Source organism: uncultured Eudoraea sp., assembly GCF_947258525.1.
Taxonomy (GTDB): domain Bacteria; phylum Bacteroidota; class Bacteroidia; order Flavobacteriales; family Flavobacteriaceae; genus Eudoraea.
This window is the reverse complement of the sequence record NZ_CAMYIP010000019.1, coordinates 1-8,123: the sequence shown is the minus strand read 5'-3', so window position 1 is coordinate 8,123 and position 8,123 is coordinate 1. Positions and strand designations below refer to the sequence as shown.

Here is an 8,123-nt window from a genome sequence, read left to right as displayed (position 1 = left end):
ATTGGCAGCGGCTGTACTCTGATCTTTATCAATTGCGTCATAAATGTATCCATCATCGACAGATTGGGACAATACATTTCTATCGCGTTTCCAATGCCATAGATCTGCCAGTTCACCAAGGTTTTGCATATAATGCCTTGTGGTTTTTTGACCGGGTTGTGGATCGGTTAAATTAGCATGACAAGTAATAGTACATGTACTCCCTTGAAAGCCCTCCGGATAATTGCCGGAAGCATCTGCAATCGGGAACATCATGGCAAATTTGTCCTCGTAGTATTTATCATTTTTATGATTAGCATATTTATTATGTTGGTGCCAAGTCTGCGTATCCGGTTTAAAATACCAGGATTCGCGGTCCTGACTATCAGAATCGTCCTCCCATTCAAGTAATAGGTATAAAAATTCACCATCGTGGCCTCCTCTCAAAGAGAAGTTATAAGCTTCCCCAGTATAAGGATCGAACAGATCTATCGGTTCCAGAGAAGCATCTGTTCCACTGTTAATTGAATTCAAGGGAATCATACGATCCCCAGCCGGCGAAACCGTAGCTGTATTCACAAGGGGTCTGGCTTCTTTCCAAATTTCATCAATCACACCATCAAAGACGGGTGCAGTTTCAAATTTTGCAACTAATAAAGTGTCTGAGCTTATCCCGACTCCGGGATCAGACTCAATAATAGTTGTCAAGGGCGTATCATCATGTGTACAATGCACAAAAAATACAACAGCAAAAGCTGCAAATAGTAAACCTGTTTTTTTTAATTTCATAACTTAAATATTTAGTAATACAAGAATCTTGTCTATACGGAATTCTGAACAAAAGTAGACTCAGAAAAAATCTGTAATCATGATAAATATCATAGATGAAATTACCTGGAAATAAAAAAAAAAGAAACCAATAATTGGGGACTATTTGCTTGTAAAAGAATAAAGTAAATGTCCGTTCTATAATAGGATTTACTAATACTTTTATTTAATTGTAAGATGCTATATAGAGATTCCAAAAAGTTTGAATTATTTGGAGATTTCGATCTGACATGGACAAAATAGCATCTGTAATTTCCAGCTCTTCTATTTCGAATTTTCTTTCCTATTTTTGCTCCGCCTTTATGGCTCACTAGAAGCGATTATATTTCACCAGAGATTTAGTCCTTTTTTGAATTTGGAATTTGCATTGCTTCAGCAATGTTCGGGATGTATACTGACGCTTTCGGTCAGCATACGCTCTGGATAAACTCCGTCTGGCCCACCTTCTCACGCATAAGCGCGATTCGGTGGACATAGTACCTGGGCTGCTTTGAAGGATAAACTCCGTCTGGCCCACCTTCTCACGCATAAGCGCGATTCGGTGGACATAGTACCTGGGCTGCTTTGAACAGGTACAGATTGGAATTTGTCACCTGCCTGCCGGCAGGCAGGATTGTTTTTTGGAATTTGCATTGCTTCAGCAATGTTCGGGATGTGGCGCAGTCTGGTAGCGTACTCGGCTGGGGGCCGAGTGGTCGCAGGTTCAAATCCTGTCATCCCGACTACGCCCACCGAAGCTCGAGATAAATCGAGAGCGAAGGTGGGCTTTTTCATACTAATACAACTTCTAGCAGGAATTTCGCGGGCTTCGTCGGGCAGGCCCGCCTTACTTTCTTCAAGTAAAATGCGTTGCCAATTTATTGGCATAAGTAATTAAATAAATAAGTCCTGTAATGGCGAAGCCATTCAGGCTTTCTATTTCCAGCATAGGATGTAAAAGGATTGCCGAGTGTAACGAGGAAATCCATTAATATCCTCAGCCGTATGGAATAAACGAGAATAACATGCAAGCCTGCTCTTATCTATTTCCAGTAGTGGATGTAATAGGATTGCCGAGGAATTAAAGAAATACTGTCAACACTCATGTTTTGACCTTACAGTGATTTCCCATAAATTAATCCAAGGGGAGGGGGTGAACTACCCGCCCCTGATCACGCCGAAGGCTTAATCCAGAAGTTTCTGGAACATGGTTTTTAGTTCTTAGTTCCTAGTTCTTAGCTTTTGGTTAAAAGATGCACTCTTGGGCAATTAAATAAAATAGTCAGCTATTACAATCCCAAGATGTCTACTCCCTGTTCAAAAACTATATCTACCGGGATATTTTTCTCGGAAAGTCGATCGAGTTCAGTTTGTAAAACATCACCGATCTTACCCTTTTCCTCAACCAATTGGTCCACTCCATTATAATCCCCATTACCCTGGAGCGTCAAGATCTTTTCGGATAGTGCATTCATAGCTTCCCGCATTTTATCATAATCAACCCTGTATGTATTAGTGGCTTCATCCTTGATAAATGCCCCGTATTCATTAAAGAAATTAAAACGGATCATATTCGCTTTTCCATGAGAACTGGCAGCACCAAATCGGACTGAACGGAAAATACCTGCCATAAATGTCACATAGTAATCCTCCAAACTTCCTTGGATCTCCCCTTTCTCATGGAGTTGTGTGATCATATAAAGTCCCAGAACATCTGCCTTTCCTTCCTCCAGCGCCGAATAATGTTCTTTAAGCGCACTACGGACAGTCCCTAGTTCATTGATCGTGTTCTTAATGCCTAAGCCATGGGCCACCTCATGAAACATGGTATTTCCAAAAAACGCATCAAAAGTGATATGCTTTCTTTGATCCTGATGGATCAATACATCTGCAATGGGAACCAAAATATGATCAAACTTGGCCTGCATAGCGTTTTTCAACTGTAACCTCCTGGAGCCTTTAGCAAGCTGAACTTCCTCATCATTAGGGAGATTAATAGCTATGGTTTTTGATCCTGCATTACAATCCCCCGCGTAGTAGACTACGTCATAGGCATTCAGGTCAGCATCTGTTCCGGGCATTTCTGCCTTGTACTCATCTGCCACAGGAAGTCCTTCCTGAAGTTCCGGTAGAAACGCAGCATATTTCGCTAACCGCTCACTCCAGGATTTATCTTTTACGAGCACATATGCTTCATGGGCTGCTTTGTAATTGTAAAGCTTATCTTCATAATTCTCAATCGGACCGACCACAAAATCCAGGCCATTGGTTTTCATATCCATCCAGGCCATGTCACTTGGTTGATACTCGTCCGTCAATAAGGCTTCAGCTCTGAGTGTCAAATAGTTTTTGAGTCCCTCGTCTTCGGCGAGTTCCGCACATTGTCGTAAAAGATCCGCAGCCTTTTGAACTTGCTCGGCAAACATTTCATTATATGGAACGACTTTAAGATTCCTGTCTTCATCCCTGCGAATAAACGTATAGAGACTCGTCTTTGCATCCAGATCTATCGCCTCAAATTCTTCTTTGGACATATCGCTGGGATAAAAATTAGCTCCTTCAGGCTTGTGACCTATCCCCTCGATAAATGGCTCATTATCGGCTAAACGATCCCAAGGACCGTAGTTGATTTGTACGAATGTTTTAGTGTCAGTATCAGCTATAGCAGATAACAGGGAGTCCTTTTTTCCATAAGCCTCATACCAAAAAAGTTCATCCATGATATTAGAAACTTCAATCATTAATGGGATCATTTGCTTTTCTCCCTCACTTAACCCGAAAAGGTCTGACGTTAATTTGACATTTTTATAGATGTCCACCCTTTCCTTCATTAGAGATTCCACTGTGAACTTTTCCTCTTTTTTATCTGGTACACATTGGATTGCCAAGAATCCAATAAGACCTAAGTATATAATTTTTCTCATCAAAGTATTCTTAAATAATTGTTTTGATTTTGCAAAGGTAATAAGATTCTGTCCTGTTGATAGTTTTTGGGCCGCCTGCCGGTAAACAGGTTTAATATTCCTCTTTGAGAGTTCAACGAAAATGAAGGGCTTGCGCCTCGGCCGACGCCATAGGCTATTGCCGACGGCTGTCCGCTTAAGCTTCAGCGGCACGCGGGCGTCAAGCAGGCCCGACCAAGAAAATCGAATGTTTTCACGTTGGATTTTTTATTTGGGGAAAACGCCAAACTTGTTTGAGCGTTTGGAACAAATGAAAAAGACCTTTAACCCAATGGCCAGATATGACAAGAATCATTTTCTGTAATATTCTTAATTAATATCTTTCCTAGATAGTCCACTTTCATTGAGGATTTATGACATAAATGATCATGCAATGAACCTTAAAACATATTTCGACGAACTTAAAAGACGTAATGTATTTAAATCCGGTATTGCTTACATGGTTTTGTCATGGATCCTTATCCAGGTATCAGAAACTATTCTTCCGGCAATTAATGCCCCTGACTACCTTTTTAAAACAATCTTGTTCGTATTAAGTCTTGGATTTCCTATTTGGTTGCTATTTTCATGGATTTATGAGATTACTCCGGAAGGTCTTAAAAAAACGGACGATGTTCATCCTACAACCTCTATAGCGCCGCGAACAAGCAATAGACTAAACAAAATAATTATAGCCTTATTAGCAATCGCTATTGTTATGATGTTTTTCGATAAATTTTGGCCTGAAGAAGTCAATAAAATAGACAAAACAGCAAGTTTAGTTACTGAACCGCACTTTGATGATAAAAAAGCCATTGCTGTCCTTTCCTTTTTAAATCATTCTAAAAATACAAATGAAGAATATGTAGTAGACGGCATTACGGAAGCCATCACCCTGGAACTTTCAAAAAATAATTCCTTACGAGTTATCTCAAGGACATCAGCGATGAGTTATAAAGATGAGAGTAAACTCTCATCTGACATAGCAAAAGAACTTGGCTCTGATTATTTACTGGAAGGTTCTGTACTGACCGATAACGATAGCATTCGCGTTACCGTTCAACTAATAGATCCTATGCCTTCAGAGAAACATATCTGGTCTAATATTTATAATCAAAAGGTGGAAAATATTATACCAATGATAGGTAATTTATCAGTAGATATTGCCAATGAGATCAATAATATTATGACCCCGGCGGTTACTGTATCCAATTTCCGGCAAGTGAATGCCAAAGCCTACGATCTTTATTTAAAAGGGCGGCATTTATGGAAACAGCAAACAGACCCAACGATTGAAAGTTCCATAGAGAATTTGACAGAATCTATAAAATTGGATTCTAGTTTTGCCCCTGCTTATGTAACCCTGGCAGAAGCTTATATTACTTTAAATCAATTTGAATTTAATAATGAGAAGAAACCGTTGAACCGGGAAAAAAGCAGGGACGCCATTAACAGAGCATTGGAGTTGGATAACGCTTTGGGTGAAGCGTATATAACCAAAGGTAATATCCTTGGAAAATTTGACTGGGATTGGAAGGGAATGAAAAAAATGCTCGATAAAGGCTTGCAAATAAACCCAAACAACGCGTACGGGCATAAATTATTATCAGATTATTATTTGGTGATGGGTGACTATAATAAGGCCATTAGCGAAGCCCTTATAGCTGAAAAGCTCGACCCATTGAATCCTATGATCGGCCAACAAGCAGGTAAAGTGTACTACGTTGCTAATCAGTATGATAACGCTATAGAACATAGTAATAAATTGTTGGAATTGTTCCCGCAGTTTGGAGGCGCTTACACTCGACTAGGATTTGTATATTGGATTAAAGGAGAAAAAGAAGAAGCCAGAAAATCGTTTTTGAGATTACAGGAAATAAGAAACAACCAGGCTATGGTTAAGGCATATAAAGAAGGATCCCTCGAAGATGGAATTAATTTCTGGCTTCTTAGTGTAGAAAAAGAGGATCCTAAATTTTGTACCTGGCCCGGCCTAACAGCTCAAGTTTATATGGCAGCGGATGATAAACAGAAAGCATTGGAATATCTTGAAATTGCCTTTAAATATCACAATGAACATTTGCCCATTATGCTAATGATGCCAGAATTTAAACATTTGTACAAAGAACCGCGATTTAAGAAGCTGGTTAAAAATACCGGTATTAATTTGAGCCTGGAATAACTACTGGTGGGGTTTTAGTTCAACGTATAAAATATAGATATTTAAAGGGGTAATATGCCAAGACAGATCCTATCATTCCCGCAAAGCAGAAAAATGGTTAATTCAGGCAAGCCACTTTTCTACTAATTCATGGAAAATTACTGCCAGTTTATGACAACCACATGATTAATAGGGCATCGGAAGATATTACCATACTCCGATTGTAGGCCATATTTGAGATTTGACATTGTTTTTTCCGAAATTCACAACATATCCCTTCCGTATTACAATATTGTTAATAAAGTATAAGTTATAGTGTTCAATATCAGGTAGTTTTAACATGTACTTTCTTACTAATATTTCGTAAAATATTACAAGTGAGTAATTTTTCATTTAAGTGAAAAAATAATATAAAATCAAAAAGGAAGGTGTAAATAAAAATCTAAGCCACGGAATGTCATTGATTTAGAAAAGATAAAAAATTTAGCAATCGTACAGTATGGCTTACATCCCAACTTGGTTAATAATTTTTTTGTTCAAACCAGGTAAATGATACTATGAAAGAAATACCAAATCTTAACTATATCAATCGACTTTCCAAGGGGAATAAGGTATTTGCAAAAAACCTTGTGGATATAATAAAAAAAGAACTCCCAAGAGAAGTAGAGACCTACCAATTGCATCTTAATGAGGGAGATTTCGATAAAACTGCCGAGGACGTTCATAAAATTAACCATAAAATCAAAATTTTAGGGTTAGAGAATGGTTGCAGAATGGCAGAAGAATATAGAATAGGCTTACTAAAGAAAAGTATAAAATTAAAACAGGATTTTGAAAGCATATTGACTTCAATGTTGATTTTTATTGAAAAGGTCTACGTATGAACTGTATTGTTATAGACGATGAGGAAACATCCAGAGCCATAGTTGGACATCTGGTGGAAAACAATCCCAACGTCCAGTTACTGGATAGTTTTAGTTGTGCCATTAACGCAATTAAATATCTTAACGAATACAGTATCGATCTTGTTTTTCTAGATATTCATATGCCAACCTTTACTGGTTTTGATTTTATTAGAACTGTCAAGAATGCCCCAAAAATAATATTGACTACATCAGACAGAGATTTTGCACTTGACGCTTTTGAATACGACTGTATTATAGATTATTTTATGAAGCCTATTACACAGGAACGCTTTAACAAAGGCGTAGAAAAGGCCCTTTCATCAAATAAAGATGCAGCAGAGATAGTAGACAGTACGTTACCTGATGAGGCTATAGATGATCTATATGTAAATATTGACAGGAGACTTGTTAAGATCGATATTCCCAGTATAAATCTAATCCAGGCGAAAGGAGACTATATTTTACTGAAAACTGACAGTAAAAATTATATGGTGCATTCCACCTTAAAAAAAATAGTGGACAAACTACCTCAAGATGATTTTTTAAAAGTTCATCGATCCTATGTAATCAATACTAAGAAAATAATAGACATTGAAGATAATAGCGTATTGATAGGCAAAGATGTGATCCCAGTAAGCCGCTCGAATCGGGCTGAACTGTTGAGGCGCTTAAATCGTCTCTAGAAGGTGTTTTATGCACTAAAGACCTCCCGTAAAAACGATTCTACTTCAAATCAAAGCCGATCCCGGTAATTTAGATTTTTCATAAAAGGTCAATTAACGCACATATTTTCCTGCTCGTCTACACAAAAGTGCGATTCACCGAATAAATAAGCAGATCAACGGGTATTCACCCTAATTTTACAGCATTATTAAACCCAAATCTTTGTTATTATGAGAAATTTAAAACTTGTTAATCTAGGGACTACTTTACTGCCAATCATATCCTTAAGTTCTATTTTCTTTATGCTCTAGACGAGAATCACCGCTTTCTCACTAGGCTATGTAATGCTGTTAATGAGAAGTAAGGAGCCATAAAGAATCGTAATAATGGCTGTCATAATATCTACTAGTTAAAATATGCTTAATAAAAATTAATCAGCAACATTTAATTTATAATCCATATTCACCCCAAAATTAACCTACTATGAATACGCTACTATTAATACAAGAAATTTACCACGAAGGATTCAAGAATTTAGGCAACCTATTCTATAAAAATTATCTCAAGGCTTTTGCATGGTTCGGGTTCTCAATGTACGGAGTAGTCATATATGCATTCTTATTCAGACTTTCGACTGGTTTTGTATTTGACTGATTTTCAGAGCTA

Annotated in this window: 6 protein-coding genes and 1 tRNA gene; 5 read left to right on the top strand and 2 right to left on the bottom strand. The window is 37.8% G+C overall.

Features of this window, described 5'->3' with window-relative positions; genetic code table 11:
* The coding region (locus tag Q0X89_RS01725) for an ethylbenzene dehydrogenase-related protein (protein ID WP_297690885.1) at positions 1 to 768 on the bottom strand (768 nt) is incomplete at its 3' end.
* Between the two features lie 687 nt (positions 769 to 1,455).
* Here Q0X89_RS01725 and Q0X89_RS01720 point away from each other — a divergent pair.
* Positions 1,456 to 1,529 (top strand) — tRNA-Pro (locus Q0X89_RS01720).
* Between the two features lie 546 nt (positions 1,530 to 2,075).
* Here the strand turns inward: Q0X89_RS01720 and Q0X89_RS01715 are convergent.
* Positions 2,076 to 3,710, bottom strand: coding sequence for a Zn-dependent hydrolase (locus tag Q0X89_RS01715; RefSeq protein ID WP_297690884.1), 1,635 nt, complete (start codon positions 3,708 to 3,710; stop codon positions 2,076 to 2,078).
* 412 nt (positions 3,711 to 4,122) lie between these two features.
* On the opposite strand from Q0X89_RS01715, the gene Q0X89_RS01710 reads away from it, so the two are divergent.
* The 4 genes from Q0X89_RS01710 (at position 4,123) to Q0X89_RS17995 (ending at position 8,111) form a co-directional block, all read left to right on the top strand.
* Positions 4,123 to 5,910 carry a hypothetical protein gene (locus tag Q0X89_RS01710; RefSeq protein WP_297690883.1) on the top strand — a complete coding sequence of 596 codons (1,788 nt, stop codon included), beginning with the start codon at positions 4,123 to 4,125 and terminating at the stop codon, positions 5,908 to 5,910.
* 536 nt (positions 5,911 to 6,446) lie between these two features.
* Positions 6,447 to 6,773, top strand: a complete 327-nt coding sequence (locus Q0X89_RS01705; protein ID WP_297690882.1) for an Hpt domain-containing protein — start codon at positions 6,447 to 6,449, stop codon at positions 6,771 to 6,773.
* A complete protein-coding gene (locus Q0X89_RS01700; RefSeq protein WP_297690881.1) occupies positions 6,770 to 7,477 on the top strand; it encodes a LytTR family DNA-binding domain-containing protein in 708 nt (235 codons plus the stop codon). The genes Q0X89_RS01705 and Q0X89_RS01700 overlap by 4 nt, the downstream gene beginning before the upstream one ends.
* 463 nt (positions 7,478 to 7,940) lie before the next feature.
* Positions 7,941 to 8,111, top strand: coding sequence for a DUF6747 family protein (locus tag Q0X89_RS17995; RefSeq protein ID WP_367176847.1), 171 nt, complete (start codon positions 7,941 to 7,943; stop codon positions 8,109 to 8,111).
* Positions 8,112 to 8,123: the final 12 nt, after the last annotated feature.

Excerpts from the sequence above, each read along its gene's own strand:
- Q0X89_RS01705 (WP_297690882.1), top strand. The coding sequence starts at position 6,447 with ATGAAAGAAATACCAAATCTTAACTATATCAATCGACTTTCCAAGGGG.
- Q0X89_RS01700 (WP_297690881.1), top strand. The coding sequence starts at position 6,770 with ATGAACTGTATTGTTATAGACGATGAGGAAACATCCAGAGCCATAGTT.
- Q0X89_RS17995 (WP_367176847.1), top strand. The coding sequence starts at position 7,941 with ATGAATACGCTACTATTAATACAAGAAATTTACCACGAAGGATTCAAG.
- Q0X89_RS01710 (WP_297690883.1), top strand. The coding sequence starts at position 4,123 with ATGAACCTTAAAACATATTTCGACGAACTTAAAAGACGTAATGTATTT.
- Q0X89_RS01715 (WP_297690884.1), bottom strand. The coding sequence starts at position 3,710 with ATGAGAAAAATTATATACTTAGGTCTTATTGGATTCTTGGCAATCCAA.